This is a genomic window from Xenophilus sp. (assembly GCF_044462705.1).
Classification (GTDB): domain Bacteria; phylum Pseudomonadota; class Gammaproteobacteria; order Burkholderiales; family Burkholderiaceae_C; genus Xenophilus; species Xenophilus azovorans.
This window is the reverse complement of sequence record NZ_JBIQNC010000085.1, coordinates 1-19,368: the sequence shown is the minus strand read 5'-3', so window position 1 is coordinate 19,368 and position 19,368 is coordinate 1. Positions and strand designations below refer to the sequence as shown.

Sequence of the window (19,368 nt, the reverse complement as noted above, 5' to 3'; positions counted from 1 at the left end):
AGGAATTCAGCGGCGGCCGGCCGATGCGGTGGCCGGTGCGTCGTCACTCCCACTCGATCGTCGCCGGCGGCTTGGAACTCACGTCGTAGGTCACGCGGTTGATGCCGCGCACCTCGTTGATGATGCGGCCCGACACCTTCTTGAGCAGCGCGTAGGGCAGCTCGGCCCAGTCGGCGGTCATGAAGTCGCTGGTCTGCACGGCGCGCAGCGCCACCACGTAGTCGTAGGTGCGGCCGTCGCCCATCACGCCCACGCTCTTGACGGGCAGGAAGACGGTGAATGCCTGGCTGGTCAGGTCGTACCAGGTCTTGCCGGTGGCCTCGTCGCGGAAGTTGCGCAGTTCCTCGATGAAGATGGCGTCGGCGCGGCGCAGCAGGTCGGCGTAGTCCTTCTTCACCTCGCCGAGGATGCGCACGCCCAGGCCGGGCCCGGGGAACGGGTGGCGGTACACCATCTCGGGCGGCAGGCCCAGCGCCACGCCCAGCTCGCGCACCTCGTCCTTGAACAGATCGCGCAGGGGCTCCAGGAGCTTCAGGCCGAGCTGCTCGGGCAGGCCACCGACGTTGTGGTGGCTCTTGATGGTGACGGCCTTCTTGCTCTTGGCGCCGCCGCTCTCGATCACGTCGGGGTAGATGGTGCCCTGCGCCAGGAAGGTCGCGCCCTTGTGACCCTGCCCGCCCGCCTTCAGCTTCGCCGCCTCGGCCTTGAACACCTCGACGAACTCGCGGCCGATGATCTTGCGCTTCTGCTCCGGATCGCTCACGCCCTTGAGATGGCCGAGGAACTGCTCGCTGGCGTCGACGTGGATCACGCGCGCGTGCAGCTTGCCGGCGAACATCTCCATCACCATCTTGCCTTCGTCCAGGCGCAGCAGGCCGTGGTCGACGAACACGCAGGTGAGCTGGTCGCCGATGGCGCGGTGGATCAGCGCGGCCGCCACGCTCGAATCCACGCCGCCCGAGAGGCCGAGGATCACCTCCTCGTCGCCCACCTGCCGGCGGATGGCTTCCACCGCCTCGGCGATGTGGTCCTTCATCACCCAATCGGCCTTTGCGCCGCAGATGCCGAGCACGAAACGCTCGAGGATCACCCGGCCCTGCTGCGTGTGCGTCACCTCGGGGTGGAACTGCACGCCGTAGAAGTGCCGCGCCTCGTCGGCCATGCCTGCGATGGGGCAGCTTCCGGTGCTGGCCATGAGCTTGAAGCCCGGCGGCAGCTCGGTCACCTTGTCGCCGTGGCTCATCCACACCTTGAGCATGCCGTGCCCTTCGGAAGTGGTGAAGTCGGCGATGTCCTTGAGCAGGTCGGTGTGGCCGCGCGCGCGCACCTCGGCATAGCCGAACTCGCGCTGGTGCGAGCCCTCGACCTTGCCGCCCAGCTGCTGCGCCATCGTCTGCATGCCGTAGCAGATGCCCAGCACCGGCACGCCCAGCTCGAACACCGCCTGCGGCGCGCGGTCGTCCACCTCGTACACGCTGGCGTGGCTGCCCGAGAGGATCACGCCTTTCAGGTGGCCGTCCTTCGCGTACTCGCGCACCCAGTCGTCGTTCACGTCGCAGGGATGGACTTCGCTGTAGACATGCGCCTCGCGCACCCGGCGCGCGATGAGCTGCGTGACCTGGGAGCCGAAGTCGAGGATGAGGATCTTGTCGTGTGACATGGGACGCTTCGATGAAAAGGCGCTTCGCTGGAACAACAAGGCCGGTGCGTTGCACCGGCCTTGTCCTTCTTGTGGATTACTCCGCCCGGTAGTTGGGCGCTTCCTTGGTGATCTGCACGTCGTGCACGTGCGATTCGCGGATGCCGGCGGCGGTGATCTCCACGAACTCGGCCTTGTTCTTCATCTCGTCGATGGTGGCGCAGCCGCAGTAGCCCATGCTGGCGCGCACGCCGCCGGCGAGCTGGTAGATGATCGAGACGATCGAGCCCTTGTAGGGCACCCGGCCCTCGATGCCCTCGGGCACCAGCTTGTCGGTGTTCGGGTTGCCGGTGGTCGATTCCTGGAAGTAGCGGTCGGCGCTGCCCTGCTGCATGGCGCCGATGGAGCCCATGCCGCGGTAGCTCTTGTAGCTGCGGCCCTGGTAGAGCACGATCTCGCCCGGCGCCTCCTCGGTGCCGGCAAACATGCTGCCCATCATCACGGTGCTGGCGCCGGCCGCGATGGCCTTGGCGATGTCGCCCGAGAAGCGCACGCCGCCGTCGGAGATCAGCGGCACGCCCGTGCCCTGCAGCGCGGTGGCCACGCTGTCCACGGCCATGATCTGCGGCACGCCCACGCCGGCCACGATGCGGGTGGTGCAGATGGAGCCGGGGCCGATGCCGACCTTGACCGCGTCCGCGCCCGCCTCGACCAGCGCCAGCGCGGCCGCGCCGGTGGCGATGTTGCCGCCGATCACGTCCACCTGCGGGTAGTTCTGCTTGACCCAGCGCACGCGCTCGATCACACCCCTGCTGTGGCCGTGCGCGGTGTCGACCACGATCACGTCCACGCCGGCCTTGACCAGCGCCTCGACGCGCTCCTCCGTGCCGTCACCCACGCCGACCGCGGCGCCCACGCGCAGGCGGCCGTTGTCGTCGCGCGCGGCGTTCGGGAAGCTGGTCTGCTTGGTGATGTCCTTGACGGTGATGAGGCCCTTGAGCTGGAACTCCTCGTTGACGACCAGCAGGCGCTCCAGCTTGTGCTTGTTCAGCAGCGCCTTGGCCTCGGCGGGCGTGGTGCCTTCGGGCACCGTGATCAGCTTGGCGCGCGGCGTCATGATCTCGGTGACGGGGGCGTCGTAGCGCGTCTCGAAGCGCAGGTCGCGGCCGGTCACGATGCCGACCACCTTGCCGCCATCGACCACCGGGAAGCCCGAGATGCCCAGCTCTTCCGACAGCTGCAGCACCTGCAGCACCGTGTGCTGGGGCGTGATGACCACCGGGTCGCGCAGCACGCCGGATTCGTAGCGCTTGACCTTGGCCACCTCGGCCGCCTGCTGCTGGGCGGTGAGGTTCTTGTGGACGATGCCGATGCCGCCCTCCTGCGCCATGGCGATGGCCAGGCGGGCCTCCGTCACGGTGTCCATGGCGGCGGACACCAGCGGCAGGTTCAGTGCGATGTTGCGGGAAAGGCGGGTGGCGAGGGAGGTGTCCTTGGGCAGGACCTGCGAGAACGCTGGCACCAGCAACACGTCGTCGAAGGTGAGCGCTTTGCCGAGAAGGCGCATGGGTGAGGCTCCAAAAGAAGGATTGTAACGAGGGCCCTGGTTTTCCCTGAAGCGGCAGGGTGGCCGGCGCGCACGCCGGGGCGGCCGGCGTTGCGGATTGACGCCAGATTCGTGGCGCATGCCGCGCTCGCGGCCTCCCGTGCGTGTTGCCAAACGTAAGCGGACGCTACACTTCCGCCCCATGAAGCCGATCCACGCCGTCCTTGTCGCCTGCGCTCTCGTGATGCCGGTGGCCGCCTCGGCCCAGTGGCAGTGGCTGGATGCGCAGGGCAAGAAGGTGTTCAGCGACCAGCCGCCGCCGCTGGACGTGCCCGAGAAGAACATCCTGCGCCGACCGCACGGCAGCCGTGCCGCCGCCGCGCCGGCCCCGGCCCCGGCCCCCGCCTCCGACCAAGCCCCTGCCGCGCCCGCGGCGCCGGCCGGCAAGGCGGCCGGGGTGGACAAGGCGCTGGAAGAGAAGGCCCGCCAGGCCGAGGAAGCCGAGAAGGCCAAGCGCGCCGCCGAGGAGAAGAAGATCGCCCAGGCCAAGGCCGACAACTGCAGCCGCGCGCGCCAGGGCAAGGCCACGATGGACAGCGGCATGCGCGTGGCCCGCGTCAACGACAAGGGCGAGCGCGAGATCCTCGACGACAACGCCCGCGCGGTGGAGCAGCGCCGCCTGCAGTCGATCATCGACAGCGACTGCAAGTAGCAGCCGCCCGGCCCGCCCCCTTCAATCGGTCAGTAGCCGGCCTTGGCCCCTTCGCGCCGCCGCGCGAACAGGCCGGCCGTGCGCGCCCCCTGGCGCTGGAAGCGCTCGCGCCGCGCCACCTTCGGATCGACGGTGAGGGGCCGGCACAGCTCCACGCGGTCGCCGTCGGCCAGCGGCCGGGACCATTCCGCCGCGCGGCCCCACACGCCCGGATGCATCGCGCGCCAGTCCAGCGCCGGCAGCGCCTGCGCCAGCGTGCTGGCCTCGACGGCTGCCTCCAGCGTGCAGCCCTCGGGCACGCACAGCGCCTCCTCGTGCACCTGCCGCGGCGCCGGGGCGCAGCACAGGACGATGCGGATCATGGCGCCGGCTCGCCGTAGGTCTGCTCGGCCCGCTTGACGAAGGCCTCGACCAGGCTGGAGGCGATCTTGTCGAACACCGGCCCGACCAGCGCCTGCAGCGCGAAGTTGCTGAAGCCGTAGCTCAGGTCGAGCTGCACGCGGCAGGCGCGTTCGCCCTCGCCGCCCACAGGGGTGAATTTCCACACCCCGTCGAGGTTGGAGAAGGGGCCGTCCACCAGCTTGAGGTGGACTTCGCGCCCCGGCACGTGGGTGTTGCGGGTGGTGAAGCTCTGGTGGATGCCGCCGAAGGCGAGGCCGACTTCCGCCGTCATGCCGGCCTCGTCCTGCTCGATCACGCGGGCGCGGTCGCACCAGGGCAGGAACTCCGGGTACCTCGCCACGTCCGTCACCAGGCCGTACATCTCCTCGGCGCTGTACCAGATGAGGACGGACTTGTGCACACTCTTCATAGAATCGCGGGTTCGGGGGAAGCGAGCGGCCGATTGTAGGGACGCCATGCGCCCCCAACTGAGCCCCCATGGCCACCAAGAAGCAAGACCCCAACGCCCGCATCGCCGACAACAAGAAAGCCGCCTTCAACTACTTCTTCGAGGAGAAGTTCGAGGCGGGCATGGTGCTCGAAGGCTGGGAAGTGAAGGCGCTGCGCGAAGGCAAGGTGCAGCTGACCGACGGCTACGTGGTCATCCGCGACGGCGAGATGTTCGTCATCGGCTGCCAGATCAACCCGCTCAAGAGCGCCTCCACCCACGTCAACCCCGACGCCGTGCGCACCAAGAAGCTGCTGCTGCACAAGGAGCAGATCAAGCGCCTGATGGGCAAGGTCGAGCAGAAGGGCTACACCCTGGTGCCGCTGAACCTGCACTGGAAGAACGGGCGGGTCAAGTGCGAGATCGCCCTGGCCAAGGGCAAGGCCGAGCACGACAAGCGCGACACCATCAAGGAGCGCGAGGGCAAGCGCGAGGTGGAGCGGGCGATGAAAAGCCGGCACCGCTAAGGCCGCCCGAATGCGCGGCTGCCGCCGACACGGGCCGTCGGCGCGGGCGCCTACACTGCCCGGGCCGGTTTTTTCAACGAAGGAGAAAGTCCATGAAACTGCTCAGTGCATCCGTCCTTGCTGTCGCCCTGCTTGCCGGGGGCTGCGCCACCCGGTCCGCACCCGACACGCCCACGCGCACGGTCGATGGCGTGCTCATCGGGCCCAGCGGCATGACGCTCTACACCTTTGCGCGCGACACGCCCGACAGCGGCAAGTCGGTGTGCAACGGGCAGTGCGCCGCCAACTGGCCGCCCCTCATCGCGCCGGACAACGCCAAGCCCATGGGCGGCTACTCCGTCGTGACGCGCGACGACGGCAAGAAGCAGTGGGCCTACAAGGGCCAGCCCCTGTACTACTGGGTGAAAGACACGAAGGCCGGCGACCGCACGGGCGACGGCGTGGCGGGCGCGTGGAGGATCGCGCGCCCCTGAGGCCGCGGCCATCCCGCCCCCGATGAAAAAGCCGACCCTCGGGTCGGCTTTCTTGCGTCAGCAGTTGCCCTTCTTGGCCTGCCCCGGCGGGCAGTGATAGCCGCCATGGCCATGGCCGCGGCGCGGGCCGTCGTGCCAGCGCTCCTCGCGCTGCCGCTCGCGCGCGGCGCGGCGCCAGTCGCCGTCGCGCCAGCGCCAGCCGCCGTCGACCTGCACCCAGCCGCCGGGCACGTAGGCGTAGTCGGGCCGCGCTGCCTGCCAGTAGCCGCCCCGCCACGCATAGGCATGACCGCTCCATTGCCAGTGGCCCGGCACCCAGACCCGGCCCTGCCGTGGCCCAGGCACCGCCTCCCAGCGCGGGGGCGGCGGCGCCACGGCCACCAGCCCGGGCACATTGATGTTGACCGACACCTGGGCGCCTGCCGCCGGCGGCGCGGCGGCTACCGTGACGGCAGCGGCGATCGTGAGGAGGGACAGCTTCGTTTTCATCGTGGAGGACTCCCGGTTGTTGGACCCGATATAACGCAGCCGGGCCCGGCGGCGTTGTCGGACAAGGCCGCACCGCATCGGCGCAGGCGCCGCGCGCGCGACGGGCTACCGCCCCGCACGCCAGCCCAGCCACTCGTTGGCGACCAGGGCACCGACCACCAGCACCCCGCCGATCAGCACGCTGAGCGCCGGGATCTCCCCGGCGCCGATCCACGCCAGCGCGATGCCGAAGATCACCTCCAGCAGCGCCAGCAGGGCCACCTCGGGCGCCTTCAGCACCCGGGCGCACACCATCGCCAGCATGCTCGGGATCGCCAACTGGAAGACGCCGAGGAAGGCCAGCAGCCCCAGGTCGTGCACGGTGGCGTGCAGCGGCCAGGCCAGCGGCAGCGTGGCCAGCGCCGACAGCGACGCGCCGATCAGCACAGCCGGCACCAGGTCGATGTCGCGGCCCTGCGCGTGGGCGTGCTGCACCACCGTCCAGTTGCAGGCCAGCGCCAGCGGCACGCACAGGGCCACCAGCGTGCCGGCCAGCTCGCCCTGCCCCAGCTTGGTCGCATACATCCAGCCGATGCCCAGACCCGCCACGACGATCGCGCCCCACGTGCGAAGCGGCAACCGGTGCCCGATGAACAGGCGGGCCGCCAGCGCGGTGAACAGCGGCCCCACCGCCATCGTCACCAGCACGTTGGCGGTGGAGGTGAGCGTGAGCGCCACCATGAAGGCGGTGAACATCACGCTCCAGCACAGGCCCGAGAGCCACAGCGCCACGCCGCCGCTGCGCAGCGTCCGCAGCACCGCCCGGCCGCGCCAGGCGGGCAGGATGACGAGCAGCGCCAGCACGGTGAAGGCGCTGCGCCAGAAGGTGATCTCGAAGCTGCGCGCGCTCTCCAGGTGCCGCGTGACGACGCCGGCGGTGCCCCACATCAGCGTCGCGCCGACCATCAGCCACACCGCGCGGGCATGCGTCAGGGCCATGATGGCGATGCCCTTTGCTCAGCGCGGGCCGTTGCGGGCAGCCAGCTCGCACAGCGCCTCGCAGCGGGTGTCGGACATCGCGTCCAGCACCTTCTGCCAGGCCGCACGGCGCGCGCCCTGCGCCCGGGCGATCTGGTCCGCCGCCAGGCTGCGCGGCACGGCGCGCGAGGCGACGGACAGCGCCCGGGCGTGCGCCGGCGCGCTGTCGGCCAGCGCACCGAGCAGCGCATCGACATACGCCGCGCCGAAGCGCGCATCGCCCACCGCCGTCGCCAGGCCGGCATAGAGCTGCAGCACGCCCGTCTGGCCGCGCCGCAGCCCGCCCAGGCGCAACTGGCCGGCCATCTTCGGATCGAGCCGCCGCAGCGTCTCTTCCGCCAGCGGCACCTGGCGCGCGATGCAGTGCGCGAGGAAGGGCTGCAGCAGCGCCAGCTCGTCCTGGTAGGTGGCGGCGTTGCCCGCCACCACCGAGGCCACGAACCGGCCGTCCTGCATCGCGCCGAAGGACAGGTAGGCCAGCGACGCCTCCTGCGCGTGGTCGCAGATATCCGAGACGGCGGCCAGGTCGGCCGAGGCGCCTTCGGCGGGCAGCGCGCGGGGGTCGGCCAGGGCGCGCAGCACCGGGCCGGCGTCGGCCTCCGCCAGCCGCGGCATGCGCTCCGGGTGGGCCGAGCGCAGCGACGCGAAGGTGCGCGCCGCCTCGGCCTGTTCAGCCGCCGCCTGCGCGTGGCCGAAGAGCGGCCACGCACCCAGCGCCATGCACAGGACGATGGCTGCCCGCTTCTTCATCTCAGTCTTCCATGGCGTTACGCCGCCACCCGCATCGCATGAAACGCCTGGCAGGCAGCCGCTCCGAAGGCGGCAGAGCAGGCCATGCGGGAACATCCGCGGAACTGGCTTTGCCAGGCCACAGGATGTGCCCCCTTGAGGGGGTTGGCGAAGCGGAACGAAGTCCGCGAAGACTGGGGGTGTTTCATTTCACGCCTCGCGGGAGGCGCGCTTGCGCTCGTGCTCCTTCAGGAAGCGCTTGCGCAGGCGGATGCTCTTGGGCGTGATCTCGACCAGCTCGTCGTCCTCGATGAACTCCACGCCGTATTCCAGCGTCAGCTCGATCGGCGGCGTGATCTTGATCGCGTCCTCCTTGCCGCTGACGCGGAAGTTGGTGAGCTGCTTGGTGCGGGTGGCGTTGACCACCAGGTCGTTGTCGCGGCTGTGGATGCCGACGATCATGCCCTCGTACACCGGGTCGCCGGCCTTGACGAACATGCGGCCGCGGTCGTCCAGCTTGCCCAGCGCGTAGGTGAAGATCTCGCCGTCGTCCATGCTGATCAGCACGCCGTTCTTGCGGCCGCCGATCTCGCCCTTGTGCGGCTCGTAGGAATCGAAGATGTTGCTGATCAGGCCCGAGCCGCGGGTGAGGTTCAGGAACTCGTTGGTGAAGCCGATCAGGCCGCGCGCCGGGATGCGGTATTCCAGACGCACGCGGCCCTTGCCGTCCGGCTCCATGTTGACCAGCTCGCCCTTGCGCTCGCCCAGCGCCTGCATCACGCCACCCTGGTGGCCTTCCTCGATGTCGGCCGTGACCAGCTCCATCGGCTCGCAGCGCTCGCCGTCGATGTCCTTGAACACCACGCGCGGCTTGGACACGGCCAGTTCGTAGCCTTCGCGGCGCATGTTCTCCAGCAGGATCGTGAGGTGCAGTTCGCCGCGGCCGGAGACCTCGAAGATGCCATCCTCGTCGGTCTCCTTGACCTTCAGCGCCACGTTGGACTGCAGCTCCTTCTGCAGCCGGTCCCAGATCTGCCGGCTGGTGACGAACTTGCCTTCGCGCCCGGCCAGCGGGCTGGTGTTCACGCAGAAGTTCATCGTCAGCGTGGGCTCGTCCACCTTCAGCATCGGCAGCGGCGTGGGGTCGGCCGGGTCGGTGAGCGTGACGCCGATGCCGATGTCGGCGATGCCGTTGATCAGCACGATGTCGCCGGGGCCGGCCTCGGCGGCCTGCACGCGGTCCAGGCCCTGGAAGGTCAGCACCTGGTTGACGCGCCCCTTGAAGGAGGCGCCGTCCGGGCCTTCCATCACCTGCACGTCCATGTTCGGCCGCAGGGTGCCGGCGTTGATGCGGCCCACGCCGATGCGGCCGACGAAGGTGGAGAAGTCCAGCGCCGAGATCTGCAACTGCAGCGGTGCGTCCGGGTCGCCGTCGTGCGGCGGCACGTGCTTGAGCACGGTCTCGAACAGGGCCGACATGTCGGGGCCCCACTGCTCGCCGGGCTCGCCCTCCTCCAGCGAGCTCCAGCCGTTGATGCCCGAGGCGTAGACCACCGGGAAGTCGAGCTGCTCGTCGGTCGCGCCCAGCTTGTCGAACAGGTCGAAGGCGGCGTTGACCACCTTGTCGGGGTTGGCGCCCGGCTTGTCCACCTTGTTGACCACCACGATGGGCTTGAGGCCCAGCGCCAGCGCCTTCTTGGTGACGAAGCGGGTCTGCGGCATCGGGCCTTCCTGCGCATCGATCAGCAGCAGCACGCCATCGACCATCGACAGGGCGCGCTCCACCTCGCCGCCGAAGTCCGCGTGGCCGGGGGTGTCGACGATGTTGATGTGCGTGTCCTTCCAGCTCACGGCGCAGTTCTTGGCCAGGATGGTGATGCCGCGCTCGCGCTCGATGGCGTTGCTGTCCATCACCGTGTCGACCACCTTCTCGTGCTCGGCGAAGGTGCCCGACTGGCGCAGGAGCTGATCGACCATGGTGGTCTTGCCGTGGTCGACGTGGGCGATGATGGCGATGTTTCGGATCTGGCGGGTTGCGGTCATGGTGCAAGGGCCTCGGTCGGAGGCGTTCGATTCACAAGGATCTGCTGGATTTCGGTCGGGGCCAGCAAGCGCCCCGGGATGAGTTCGCCGGCCTTCACGTGGGCAGTGCCCAGGAAGGCATGCGGCTGGGTGCCGAAGACGGCCACCGCCTCGGCGTCGGGCCAGCCGCCGCGGCGGCGCATGCCGCTGAGGAAGCGGCCGGCATCGTCCTCGCCCAGCGTGACGGGCGTGTGGCCGGCCACCAGGCATTCGACGGGCTGCAGCAGCGCCAGACGCCCGTCTTCGGGTAGGGCTTCGAGCGCCTCCAGCGTCACGCACTGCGCGGCGTCGAAGCCGCCCGTGGCGACGCGGCGCAGGAAGCTCAGGTGGCCGCCGCAGCCCAGGGCCTCGCCGATGTCCTCGCCGAGGGTGCGGATGTAGGTGCCCTTGGAGCAATGCACACGCAACCGCAGGCCCGGCGTCTCGCCCGAGAGCTGCATCTCCAGCAGCTCCAGCGCATGGATGACCACCTGGCGCGGCTCGCGCTCGACGGTTTCGCCGTCGCGCGCATATTCGTAGAGCGCCTTGCCGTCCTTCTTGAGGGCGCTGTGCATGGGCGGCACCTGCGTGATCGGGCCGGTGAAGCGGTCCAGCACCTCCACCACCTGCCCGGCTGAGCACTGCACGGGGCGCTCGCTCAGCACCTCGCCTTCCGCATCGCCCGTCGCCGTGCGCACGCCCAGGCGCACCACCGTCTCGTAGGTCTTGTCGGCGTCGAGGTGCAACTGGCTGAACTTGGTGGCCGCGCCGAAGCACAGCGGGAGCACGCCGGTGGCCAGCGGGTCCAGCGTGCCGGTGTGGCCCGCCTTTTCTGCGCGCAGCAGCCACTTGGCCTTCTGCAAGGCCTGGTTGCTGGACAGGCCCAGCGGCTTGTCGAGCAGCAACACCCCATGCACAGGGCGCCGCTGCACCCTGACACGGGATGGCGACGACATGGGGGCTAGTCTTCCTTACCGCGCGAGGAAACGGCCTTGGCGATCAAGGCGTTCATGTCCGCCGCACGCTCGGTGGTGCGGTCGAACACGAAGTGCAGCGTCGGCACGGTGTGGATGTGCAGCCGCTTGAACAGGTGGTTGCGCAGGAAGCCGGCCGCCTGGTTGAGCGCGTCCTGCGTCTCCTGCGGGTCGCCCACCAGCACGCTGAAGAACACCTTGGCGTGGGCGTAGTCCGGCGTCACCTCCACGGCCTGCAGCGTGACCATGCCCACCCGCGGGTCCTTCAGCTCGCGCGCGATGATCTCCGTCAGATCGCGCTGGATCTGGTCGGCGACGCGGTAGCCGCGGTTGGGCGTGGTCTGCTTCTTCGAGGCCATGGTTCAGGTGCCGCGCCGGGCGCTCACAGCGTCCGTGCGATCTCCTTGATCTCGAAGATCTCGAGCTGGTCGCCTTCGCGGATGTCGTTGTAGTTGCGCAGCTTGATACCGCACTCGAAGCCCTCGCGGACTTCCTTGACGTCGTCCTTCATGCGCTTGAGCGACTCGATCTCGCCGGTGTAGACCACCACGTTGTCGCGCAGCAGGCGGAAGTGGCCGTCGCGGCGCACCACGCCGTCCAGCACGTACGAGCCGGCCACGGTGCCGATCTTGGAGGCCACGAACACCGTGCGGATCTCGGCATGGCCGATGACTTCCTCGCGGCGCTCGGGGGCCAGCATGCCGGCCATCGCGGTCTTCAGCTCGTCCACGGCGTCGTAGATGATGCTGTAGTACTTGATGTCGACGTCGTTGCCCTCGGCCAGCTTGCGCGCGCCGGCGTCGGCGCGCACGTTGAAGCCGATCACGATGCCCTTGGAGGCGATCGCCAGGTTCACGTCCGACTCGCTGATGCCGCCCACGCCGGCGTAGACGATCTGCACCCGCACCTCGTCGGTGGAGAGCTTGAGCAGCGACTGCGACAGCGCCTCCTGCGAACCCTGCACGTCGGCCTTGATGATGATGGGCAGGTTCTTCACCTCACCCGCCGTCATGTCGGAGAACATGTTCTCCAGCTTGGCCGCCTGCTGGCGGGCCAGCTTGGTGTTGCGGAACTTGCCAGCGCGGTAGGTGGCGATCTCGCGCGCGCGGCGCTCGTCGGCCATCACCATGAACTCGTCGCCGGCCTGCGGCACCTCGGTCAGGCCCTGGATCTCCACCGGGATGGAGGGCCCCGCCGACTTGGTGTTGCGGCCATCCTCGTCCAGCATGGCGCGCACGCGGCCGGAGGTGGAGCCGGCCAGCACCACGTCGCCCACCCTGAGCGTGCCGGACTGCACCAGCACCGTGGCCACGGGGCCGCGGCCCTTGTCGAGCTGCGCCTCGATGACCAGGCCCTTGGCGGCGGCATCCACCGGCGCCTTCAGCTCCAGCACCTCGGCCTGCAGCAGCACCTGTTCCAGCAGGTCGTCGATGCCCTTGCCCGTCTTGGCCGAGACCTCGACGAAGGGCGAGTCGCCGCCGAATTCCTCGGGCACGACCTCCTCGGCCACCAGTTCGCTCTTCACGCGCTCGGGGTTGGCCTCGGGCTTGTCGATCTTGTTGACCGCCACCACGATCGGCACACCCGCCGCCTTCGCGTGCTTGATGGCTTCCTTGGTCTGCGGCATCACGCCGTCGTCGGCCGCCACCACCAGGATGACGATGTCGGTGGCCTGCGCGCCGCGGGCGCGCATGGCGGTGAAGGCCTCGTGGCCCGGGGTGTCGAGGAAGGAGACCATGCCGCGCGGCGTCTCGACGTGGTAGGCGCCGATGTGCTGCGTGATGCCGCCGGCCTCGCCCGCCGCCACCTTGGCGCGGCGGATGTAGTCCAGCAGCGAGGTCTTGCCGTGGTCGACGTGGCCCATGACGGTGACCACCGGTGCGCGCGGCAGGGCCTCGGCGGTCTGCGCCTGCACTTCTTCCTCGGTGAAGGCCTCGGGATCGTCCAGCGCGGCGACCACCGCCTTGTGGCCCATCTCCTCGACGAGGATCATGGCCGTGTCCTGGTCCAGCGACTGGTTGATGGTCGCCATCTGGCCCAGCTTCATCAATTGCTTGATGACCTCGGAGGCCTTGACCGCCATCTTGTGCGCCAGCTCGGACACCGTGATGGTCTCGGGCACGTGCACCTCGATGACGCGCTGCTCCGCCGGCTGCGCCTGGTGGTGCGAGTCGTCGCGGTCGCGGTCGTTGCCGCGCCGGCCGCGCGGGCCGCCTCGCCAGTTGCCGCGGCCCACGCCGCCGCTGGCGTCGCCGCGGGTCTTGATCTCCTTCTTCTTGCCGGCCTCGCCCGCCCAGCTGGACGACAGCTTGGCCGACTTGATCTCCTTGCCGGCGCCGGGAGACGGCGCCGCCGCCCCGCCGGCGGCCGGGCGGGCGCCCGTGCCGGTGGCCGGCTTGTGCAGCGTGCCTCGTGCGGCCGGCTTGGCTTCGGCCGGCTTGGGCTCTTCCTTCTTGGCCACGAGCACGCGCTTGGGCGCGTTCATCATCTCGCGGATGGCCTCGGCCTCGGCCAGCGCCTTGCGGCGGCGCTCTTCCAGGTCGCGGGCGCGGGCCGCCTCTTCGTCGGCGCGCGCCTTGGATTCGGCGGCGGCCTTGGCCTTGGCCTCTTCCTTGGCCTTCTCGGCGGCGGCCTTTTCGGCAGCGGCCTTCTCCTCGGCCGCCTTCTGGGCCGCAGCCTCGGCGGCCGGCGCGTTGCGCGCCTCGGCCGCCGCGGCGTTGATGGCGGCGGCTTCCGCACGGGCCTTCTCGGCCTGCGTCTCGCGGTCGCGCTCGGCGCGCTCTTCCTTCTCGGCCGCCTCGCGTTCGGCCGCCTCGGCAGCCTCGCGCTCGCGGCGGCGGGCGGCGAGTTCCTCTTCCTGGCGGCGCAGCAGCTCGGCGTTGCGGCGCGCCTCTTCCTCGCGGCGGGCGAGCTCGGCCTCGTCGATGCGCGGCGCGGCCGGCGCGGGCGCCGGGGCCGGCGCCTCGGCCGGCGCGTCGTCGCGCTGGATGAAGGTGCGCTTCTTGCGCACTTCCACCTGGATGGTGCGCGCGCGGCCCATCGCGTCGGCCTGCTTGATCTCGGTGGTCGACTTCTTGGTCAGCGTGATCTTCTTGCGCTCGGGCGCGGCCGTGCCGTGGCTGGCCTTCAGGTGGCCGAGCAGGCGCTGCTTGTCGGCTTCGGTCAGCGCGTCCGACGCGGCCGACTTGGCCACGCCGGCACTGCGCAACTGGTCAAGCAGCGTTTCGGGTGTCTTCTTGAGTTCCTGAGCGAACTCTGCAACGGTGGTGCTGGACATATCTGTTTCGTGCTCCCATGACATCACTCTTGCGCGCCAGCGAACCAGTGTTCGCGCGCCTTGAGGATGAGGGCCTTGGCGTCATCGGCGCTCTGGCCGGTGATCTCGGTGAGTTCGTCGACCGCGAGGTCGGCCAGGTCGTCGCGCGTGTTCACGCCCGCGGTGGCCAGCTTGGCGATCAGCTCGGGGGTGAGGCCTTCGAGGTCGCGCAGGTCCTGCGAGACGCCCTCGACGCTCTCTTCCCGCGCGATTTCGAGGGTCAGCAGCGCGTCCTTGGCACGGGCGCGCAGCTCGTTGACGGTTTCCTCGTCGAAGGCCTCGATCTCGAGCATCTCGGCGATGGGCACGTAGGCCACCTCTTCCAGGCTGGTGAAGCCTTCGGCGATCAGGATGTCGGCGATCTCCTCGTCGACGTCCAGCTTCTCCATGAAGAGCTGGCGGATGGCGCTGGTTTCCTCGGCCTGCTTCTGGGCCGATTCGTTGGCGTCCATGATGTTGATCTTCCAACCGGTCAGCTCGGAAGCCAGGCGCACGTTCTGGCCGCCGCGGCCGATGGCGATGGCGAGGTTTTCCTCGTCCACCACCACATCCATGGCGTGCTTCTCTTCATCTACCACGATGGACGACACGTTGGCCGGGGCCAGCGCGCCGATGACGAACTGCGCCGGGTCCTCCGACCACAGCACGATGTCTACCCGCTCGCCGGCCAGTTCGTTGGTGACGGCGTTCACGCGGGTGCCGCGCACGCCGACGCAGGTGCCGATCGGGTCGACGCGCTTGTCGTGGCTGAGCACGGCGATCTTGGCGCGCGAACCGGGGTCGCGAGCGCAGCTCTTGATCTCCAGCAGGCCCTGCTCGATCTCGGGCACCTCGTTGCGGAACAGCTCGATCATGAACTCGGGCGCGGTGCGCGAGAGGATGATCGGCGCGCCGCGCAGCTCGAGGTTGACCTCCATGATCATGGCCCGCACGCGGTCGCCGTTGCGCAGGTTCTCCTTGGGGATCATCTCGCTGCGGCGCAGGCGGCCCTCGACGCGGCCGGACTCGACGATGATGTCGCCCTTGTCCATGCGCTTGACGGTGCCGGTGAAGATCTTCTCGCCGCGCGACATGAAGTCGTTGAGCAGCATCTCGCGCTCGGCGTCGCGGATCTTCTGCAGGATCACCTGCTTGGCGGCCATGGCGCCGATGCGGCCGATGGGCAGCGACTCGACCGGCTCCTCGATGTACTCGCCCAGCTCGATGTCGGGCAGCTCTTCCTTGGCCTCGAACAGCAGGATCTCCTGGTCGGGCAGCTGCAGGCCGGCCTCGTCGGGCACCACGTGCCAGCGGCGGAAGGTCTCGTAGGCGCCGGTGTCGCGGTCGATCGCCACGCGGATGTCCACGTCGCCCTGGTACAGCTTCTTGGTGGCCTGCGCCAGCGCCGACTCCACGGCGCCGAAGACGACGTCGCGCTCGACGTTCTTCTCGCGCGAGATCGCATCCACCAACATCAACATTTCGCGATTCATGCCACTGGGCTCCTTGCTGTCACTCCGGCTGTACGCCGCCGGTCCTGGGCTTGCGCCCCTTGAAATCCACGATCGGGGCGAGCCGCGCGTCGCGCAGCTCGTCCAGCCGGAAGCCGAGCGCGTGCAGCGGCGCGGCCTCCCGCTTCTTCTGGCTCACCTTCTGTCCGGGCTTGGCGGGCGCCGGCTCGTCGCGCCAGACGATCTGCCAGCCGCGCTCGCCGCCGGGCCCCTCCGTGCGCTCCAGCGTGCCGCGGAACTTCTTGCGGTTGGCATTCACCTGCCCCGCCGCGGCCTCGCCCATCGGCGCCTTGAGGGTGATGTCGATCACCTCGCCGGCGAAGCGCTCGAAATCCTGCTCGTGGCGCAACGGCCGGTCGATGCCGGGCGAAGACACCTCCAAGCGCCGGTAGTCGACGTTCTCGACCTCCAGCGCATATTGCAACTGGCGCGTAACCTTCTCGCAATCCTCGACGGTGACGAAGGCGTCGCTGCCGCCGTCGGCAGCCGCGCCGGCCCAGGGCAGATCGATGGTGACGCGCAGCAGTCCCCCTGCCGAGCGTTCGATCTCGACCAGGTCGTAGCCGAGCCCGGCCACGGTTGTTTCGACGGTCTGCTGCAATGCCACCGGGATGCGTGCTTCCTTGTGAATCTGCCTGTGCCTCGTGCCCGCCCCACCCGCCATGCCCGCGCGCCGAGCCGGCCGGTGCCGCGGCCGGCGGCCCTGGTGACAGGCCGCCCGGGCATCGAAGACGAGCCTCAAGCGTGGGCGAGAGCGAAGAAAGCGAAGCGACCAAAAAAAAAGGGCGGTTGGTACCCGCCCGTTTGGTCGTGAGCCTTCGATTATAGGGCCTGTGCGGCGCTTTTGCACGGCCCGAGGGCGCCCGGGCGCCTCATGCCGCACCCGCCGGGCGCAAGGCGTGGCGCCCGACCCACGCGAACAGCGCCGCCCCGCCCGCCAGCGCCAGCGCCGCCACCAGCAGCGGCACGGTGAAGCTGCCCGTGCGATGCGCCAGGGGGGCCGCGAAGATCGGGCCGACGATCTGCCCGATGCCGTAGGACGCGGTGGCGTAGCCGATCAGCCCGGCCGACGCGTTGCCCTTGAGCCGCCGCGCCTCGCGCATGGCGAACAGCGTGATGGCCGTGAACGGCAGGCCCAGCAGCAGGCTGCCCAGCGCCAGCCCGGCCACGTCGGGCCAGGCCACCGACAGCAGGACGCCCACGGCCTGCATCGCGTAGGCGGCGGCCAGCAGGAGGCGGTTGTCCCAGTGCTGCGGCGCCTGGGCGCTCACCAGCGCGCCGGGGATGACAGCCAGGCCGAACAGCGGCCAGAACAGGTCGGGCCATGCCGACCCCGGCAGCGCCTGGCGGGCGATGACCGGCAGGAAGGTGGCGGTGATGATGTAGCCGAAGCCGGCCAGGCCGTAGAGGACCACCAGGGCGCGCGCGTCGCCGCTGCCGCCGTCCTGGCCGGCCGCGGCATGCCGCACGGCCGGGGCCGCCTTGGGTGCCGCGGGCAGCCGCTCGCCCGCATGGCCGCCGTCGTCGAAGACCCGCCAGATGCCGGCGACCAGCAGCAGCGCCACCACGCCGAAGCCGATCCAGGCCGCGTCGGCGCCCCAGCGGGACGCCAGCCCGCCCAGCAGCCCGGTGGCGGCGATGCCGATGCCGGGCCCGGTGTAGATCACCCCGCCCAACCGGTGCATGCCGGTTTCCGCCAGCCGGCGCAGGCCCCAGCCGGAGGCGAAGACGAAGGTCCAGGCGCTGGCGACGCCGGCGGCGGTGCGCAGCACGCCCCAGAGGGTGAAGCCGTGCAGCAGCCCCATACCCAGCAGCAGCGCCGCAGTGGCGACCAGCCCCCCGCGCACCATCGCCGGCGCCGGCACCCGGATGGCGGCGCAGGACAGTGCCCCGACGAAGTAGCCGAGGTAGTTGAGCGAGGCCAGCACGCCGCCGCCCTCCAGGTCCAGCGAGCCCTCGTGCAGCATCACGGGCAGCATCGGCGTGAAGGCGAAGCGGCCCAGTCCCATCGCCACGGCCAGGGCCACCATGCAGGCCAGGGCGGCCCGCCAGCCGTGGCGGGGTTCGTATCCGGAATTCGACATCAATTGATCTTCTTCTTTTTCTAGTCGGCCAATGCGGCCGCCACGAGCTGGCGCGTATAGGGGTGCTGCGGGCGCTCCAGCACGGCATCGACCTCGCCCTGCTCCAGGATCGCGCCGTCCTTCATCACCACCACCCGGTGCGCCATGGCGCGCACCACCTCGACGTCGTGGGTGATGAGCAGGTAGGCCAGGCCGCGCTCGCGCTGCAGGCGCTGCAGCAGGCCCAGCACCTGTTTCTGGATGGTTACGTCCAGGGCGCTGGTCGGCTCGTCCAGCACCAGCAGCTGCGGGTCGACCACCAGCGCGCGCGCGATGGCCAGGCGCTGGCGCTGGCCGCCGGAGAACTCGTGCGGATAGCGCTCCAGCAGGCCGGGGAACTGCTCCTCCGTCAGCCCCACGTCGGCCAGCGTGGCCAGCACGCGGCCGCGCCGGGCGGCCGCATCGGGCGCGCCGCCGTGCACCTGCAGCCCCTCGCCGACGATCTGGCCGACCGTCATGCGCGGCGAGAGCGAGGAGAACGGGTCCTGGAAGACCACCTGCACCACGCGCCGCAGCGGCCGGTCGGCCGTGGTGCGGCCGCTCCAGGCGCGGCCGGCGATGCGCAGTTCGCCCTCGGCCGGCAGCAGGCCGAGCGCCGCCAGCGCCAGGGTGGACTTGCCGGAGCCCGACTCGCCCACCACGCCCAGCGTCTCGCCGCGCCCGATGCGCAGCCCGGCGCCCTGCACCGCGACGAAGGCATCGCGGCCGAACCAGCCGCGGATGCCGGGGCGCGGCACCGTGTAGCTGACGCGCAGGCCGTCCGCCTGCAGCACCGGCGGCGCGTCGCCCTCAGCGGGCGGCGGGGCCACGTCGCGCACGGGGCGGCTGTCGATCAGCCGGCGGGTGTAGGCGTGCCGCGGGGCGGAGAACACCTCGGCCACCGCGCCCTGCTCCACCAGGTGGCCCTTCTCCATCACCGCCACGCGGTCGGCGAAGCGGCGCACCAGGTTCAGGTCGTGGGTGATGAGCAGCACCGCCATGCCGTGCTCGCGCTGCAGGCGCTCCAGCAGTTCCAGGATCTGGGTGCGCAGCGTGACGTCCAGCGCGGTGGTCGGCTCGTCGGCCAGCAGCAGCCGGGGCTTGCAGGCCAGGGCCATCGCGATCATGGCGCGCTGGCGTTGGCCGCCGGAGAGCTGGTGCGGGAAGGCCCCTGCCCGGCGCGCCGGTTCGGGCACGCCGGTCTCGGCCAGCAGCTGCACCGCGCGTTCGTGCGCCTCGTGGGCCGGCAGGGCCTCGTGCAGTTCGAGCACCTCGGCGATCTGCTCGCCCACCGGGTACAGCGGGTTCAGCGCCGTCATCGGCTCCTGGAAGATCATCGCGATCTCGCGGCCGCGGATGCCGCGCAGCTCGCGTTCCGGGACGCTCAGCAGCTCGCGCTCGCCACCCGGCCCCGCCAGGCGGGCCGAACCGGCGAGCTGCGCGCCCTGCGCCAGGCGCAGCAGG

The 19,368-nt window shown here is 70.2% G+C and carries 18 protein-coding genes; 3 read left to right on the top strand and 15 right to left on the bottom strand.

Annotated elements, in window-relative coordinates:
- Window positions 1–43: 43 nt before the first annotated feature.
- On the bottom strand, window positions 44–1,660 hold the full coding sequence (guaA, locus tag ACIY1X_RS14150) for a glutamine-hydrolyzing GMP synthase (protein ID WP_399681441.1): 1,617 nt from the start codon (window positions 1,658–1,660) through the stop codon (window positions 44–46).
- A gap of 76 nt (window positions 1,661–1,736) precedes the next feature.
- Window positions 1,737–3,206 (bottom strand): IMP dehydrogenase, encoded by a 1,470-nt coding sequence (gene guaB / locus ACIY1X_RS14145; protein WP_038216900.1) that lies wholly within the window; start codon window positions 3,204–3,206, stop codon window positions 1,737–1,739.
- A gap of 181 nt (window positions 3,207–3,387) precedes the next feature.
- Here guaB and ACIY1X_RS14140 point away from each other — a divergent pair, with 181 nt between their 5' ends.
- Complete coding sequence (locus ACIY1X_RS14140) at window positions 3,388–3,897, top strand: DUF4124 domain-containing protein (RefSeq protein WP_399681435.1); 510 nt, start codon at window positions 3,388–3,390, stop codon at window positions 3,895–3,897.
- Between the two features lie 29 nt (window positions 3,898–3,926).
- On the opposite strand, the gene ACIY1X_RS14135 is transcribed toward ACIY1X_RS14140, so the two are convergent.
- Together ACIY1X_RS14135 and ACIY1X_RS14130 are read right to left on the bottom strand one after the other, a co-directional pair.
- On the bottom strand, window positions 3,927–4,259 hold the full coding sequence (locus ACIY1X_RS14135; protein WP_038216906.1) for an RnfH family protein: 333 nt from the start codon (window positions 4,257–4,259) through the stop codon (window positions 3,927–3,929).
- Window positions 4,256–4,708 (bottom strand): type II toxin-antitoxin system RatA family toxin, encoded by a 453-nt coding sequence (locus ACIY1X_RS14130; RefSeq protein ID WP_038216909.1) that lies wholly within the window; start codon window positions 4,706–4,708, stop codon window positions 4,256–4,258. Before ACIY1X_RS14130 ends, ACIY1X_RS14135 begins: the two co-directional genes overlap by 4 nt.
- Before the next feature lie 68 nt (window positions 4,709–4,776).
- On the opposite strand from ACIY1X_RS14130, the gene smpB reads away from it, so the two are divergent.
- Complete coding sequence (gene smpB / locus ACIY1X_RS14125) at window positions 4,777–5,253, top strand: SsrA-binding protein SmpB (protein ID WP_038216912.1); 477 nt, start codon at window positions 4,777–4,779, stop codon at window positions 5,251–5,253.
- A gap of 92 nt (window positions 5,254–5,345) precedes the next feature.
- Window positions 5,346–5,726, top strand: a complete 381-nt coding sequence (locus tag ACIY1X_RS14120) for an ATP-binding protein (RefSeq protein ID WP_038216914.1) — start codon at window positions 5,346–5,348, stop codon at window positions 5,724–5,726.
- Between the two features lie 57 nt (window positions 5,727–5,783).
- Here the strand turns inward: ACIY1X_RS14120 and ACIY1X_RS14115 are convergent, their stop codons facing one another.
- From ACIY1X_RS14115 to ACIY1X_RS14065, 11 genes are all read right to left on the bottom strand, one after another.
- Window positions 5,784–6,215, bottom strand: a complete 432-nt coding sequence (locus ACIY1X_RS14115) for a hypothetical protein (RefSeq protein ID WP_399681431.1) — start codon at window positions 6,213–6,215, stop codon at window positions 5,784–5,786.
- A gap of 105 nt (window positions 6,216–6,320) precedes the next feature.
- Entirely contained in the window at window positions 6,321–7,193 is an 873-nt protein-coding gene (locus ACIY1X_RS14110; RefSeq protein WP_399681428.1) for a DMT family transporter, read from the bottom strand.
- Between the two features lie 18 nt (window positions 7,194–7,211).
- Window positions 7,212–7,982: a hypothetical protein gene (locus ACIY1X_RS14105; RefSeq protein ID WP_038216934.1), complete on the bottom strand. Its 771-nt coding sequence runs from the start codon at window positions 7,980–7,982 to the stop codon at window positions 7,212–7,214.
- Between the two features lie 189 nt (window positions 7,983–8,171).
- Window positions 8,172–10,004: a translational GTPase TypA gene (gene typA / locus ACIY1X_RS14100; RefSeq protein ID WP_399681425.1), complete on the bottom strand. Its 1,833-nt coding sequence runs from the start codon at window positions 10,002–10,004 to the stop codon at window positions 8,172–8,174.
- Window positions 10,001–10,978, bottom strand: coding sequence for a tRNA pseudouridine(55) synthase TruB (gene truB, locus ACIY1X_RS14095; protein WP_399681422.1), 978 nt, complete (start codon window positions 10,976–10,978; stop codon window positions 10,001–10,003). Before truB ends, typA begins: the two co-directional genes overlap by 4 nt.
- Window positions 10,979–10,983: 5 nt before the next feature.
- On the bottom strand, window positions 10,984–11,355 hold the full coding sequence (gene rbfA, locus ACIY1X_RS14090) for a 30S ribosome-binding factor RbfA (protein ID WP_038216963.1): 372 nt from the start codon (window positions 11,353–11,355) through the stop codon (window positions 10,984–10,986).
- 23 nt (window positions 11,356–11,378) lie between these two features.
- Entirely contained in the window at window positions 11,379–14,273 is a 2,895-nt protein-coding gene (infB, locus tag ACIY1X_RS14085; protein WP_399681419.1) for a translation initiation factor IF-2, read from the bottom strand.
- A 23-nt stretch (window positions 14,274–14,296) separates the two neighbouring features.
- Window positions 14,297–15,784 carry a transcription termination factor NusA gene (gene nusA, locus ACIY1X_RS14080; protein ID WP_399681416.1) on the bottom strand — a complete coding sequence of 496 codons (1,488 nt, stop codon included), beginning with the start codon at window positions 15,782–15,784 and terminating at the stop codon, window positions 14,297–14,299.
- A 19-nt stretch (window positions 15,785–15,803) separates the two neighbouring features.
- Entirely contained in the window at window positions 15,804–16,409 is a 606-nt protein-coding gene (gene rimP, locus ACIY1X_RS14075; protein ID WP_399681444.1) for a ribosome maturation factor RimP, read from the bottom strand.
- A gap of 265 nt (window positions 16,410–16,674) precedes the next feature.
- Complete coding sequence (locus ACIY1X_RS14070) at window positions 16,675–17,886, bottom strand: YbfB/YjiJ family MFS transporter (RefSeq protein ID WP_399681413.1); 1,212 nt, start codon at window positions 17,884–17,886, stop codon at window positions 16,675–16,677.
- 20 nt (window positions 17,887–17,906) lie between these two features.
- Window positions 17,907–19,368: ABC transporter ATP-binding protein (locus ACIY1X_RS14065; protein WP_399681410.1), on the bottom strand; the 1,462-nt coding region annotated here is incomplete at its 5' end.

Bases quoted from the DNA above. Each gene is read 5' to 3' on its own strand.
- guaB (WP_038216900.1), bottom strand. From the start codon at position 3,206: ATGCGCCTTCTCGGCAAAGCGCTCACCTTCGACGACGTGTTGCTGGTG.
- rbfA (WP_038216963.1), bottom strand. From the start codon at position 11,355: ATGGCCTCGAAGAAGCAGACCACGCCCAACCGCGGCTACCGCGTCGCC.
- infB (WP_399681419.1), bottom strand. From the start codon at position 14,273: ATGTCCAGCACCACCGTTGCAGAGTTCGCTCAGGAACTCAAGAAGACA.
- nusA (WP_399681416.1), bottom strand. From the start codon at position 15,784: ATGAATCGCGAAATGTTGATGTTGGTGGATGCGATCTCGCGCGAGAAG.
- typA (WP_399681425.1), bottom strand. From the start codon at position 10,004: ATGACCGCAACCCGCCAGATCCGAAACATCGCCATCATCGCCCACGTC.
- ACIY1X_RS14140 (WP_399681435.1), top strand. From the start codon at position 3,388: ATGAAGCCGATCCACGCCGTCCTTGTCGCCTGCGCTCTCGTGATGCCG.
- ACIY1X_RS14105 (WP_038216934.1), bottom strand. From the start codon at position 7,982: ATGAAGAAGCGGGCAGCCATCGTCCTGTGCATGGCGCTGGGTGCGTGG.
- guaA (WP_399681441.1), bottom strand. From the start codon at position 1,660: ATGTCACACGACAAGATCCTCATCCTCGACTTCGGCTCCCAGGTCACG.
- ACIY1X_RS14070 (WP_399681413.1), bottom strand. From the start codon at position 17,886: ATGTCGAATTCCGGATACGAACCCCGCCACGGCTGGCGGGCCGCCCTG.
- smpB (WP_038216912.1), top strand. From the start codon at position 4,777: ATGGCCACCAAGAAGCAAGACCCCAACGCCCGCATCGCCGACAACAAG.
- ACIY1X_RS14120 (WP_038216914.1), top strand. From the start codon at position 5,346: ATGAAACTGCTCAGTGCATCCGTCCTTGCTGTCGCCCTGCTTGCCGGG.
- ACIY1X_RS14115 (WP_399681431.1), bottom strand. From the start codon at position 6,215: ATGAAAACGAAGCTGTCCCTCCTCACGATCGCCGCTGCCGTCACGGTA.
- ACIY1X_RS14130 (WP_038216909.1), bottom strand. From the start codon at position 4,708: ATGAAGAGTGTGCACAAGTCCGTCCTCATCTGGTACAGCGCCGAGGAG.
- ACIY1X_RS14110 (WP_399681428.1), bottom strand. From the start codon at position 7,193: ATGGCCCTGACGCATGCCCGCGCGGTGTGGCTGATGGTCGGCGCGACG.
- truB (WP_399681422.1), bottom strand. From the start codon at position 10,978: ATGTCGTCGCCATCCCGTGTCAGGGTGCAGCGGCGCCCTGTGCATGGG.
- ACIY1X_RS14135 (WP_038216906.1), bottom strand. From the start codon at position 4,259: ATGATCCGCATCGTCCTGTGCTGCGCCCCGGCGCCGCGGCAGGTGCAC.